This is a genomic window from Virgibacillus sp. M23 (genome assembly GCF_034190895.1).
GTDB classification, from domain to species: Bacteria; Bacillota; Bacilli; order Bacillales; family Amphibacillaceae; genus Virgibacillus; species Virgibacillus salarius.
The window spans coordinates 1-521 of the sequence record NZ_JAWDHA010000193.1; the positions used below are offsets into that span (position 1 = coordinate 1).

General features: G+C 42.8%; 1 protein-coding gene. It reads right to left on the minus strand.

What is annotated here, in order from left to right; translation table 11 throughout:
- On the minus strand, positions 1-521 hold a 521-nt coding region (locus tag RVS70_RS21995), incomplete at both ends, for a right-handed parallel beta-helix repeat-containing protein (protein ID WP_321134841.1).

Genomic DNA, 521 nt, shown 5'->3' on the forward strand with positions numbered 1-521 from the left:
GCTGTGTTTGTTGATGGTCCCTTTAAAAATGCGGTTTCCAATGATTTTGGAATTGGTTGAGGTGTTTGTTTGAATAGCTGTCGCAGTGCCTGCGGAGAGGTTATTGATGGTGTTTCCAGAAATGATAGAGCCTGCTGATCCATTGACATAAATCACACTCGGATTCCCGGATGTTCTGTTGACTGAAATGGTATTATCAAAAATCTCATGCACACCTGTGCTGATATAGACGGTGACCAAAAGCGGAGATTTCTCGAGGTGGTTGCTGATAATTGAGGTTTTTGCACTTGTGGAGCAGTAAATCGGGTACTTTTTAAACTCTTTAAATGTATTGTTTTTGATGATAGCGCCAGCATTATTTGTGACGGAAACAGCATATGATTCCGGGACCGCTTCAAACGTGTCAGGATGCAGTGTATTTCCTTCAATCACCGCATTCCCTTGAGCGATCCAAATGCCTCGGCTGAATTTTCTCAGGAGATTATCTTTAATGATCATGTCGCCTCCGGAGATGTTCACAC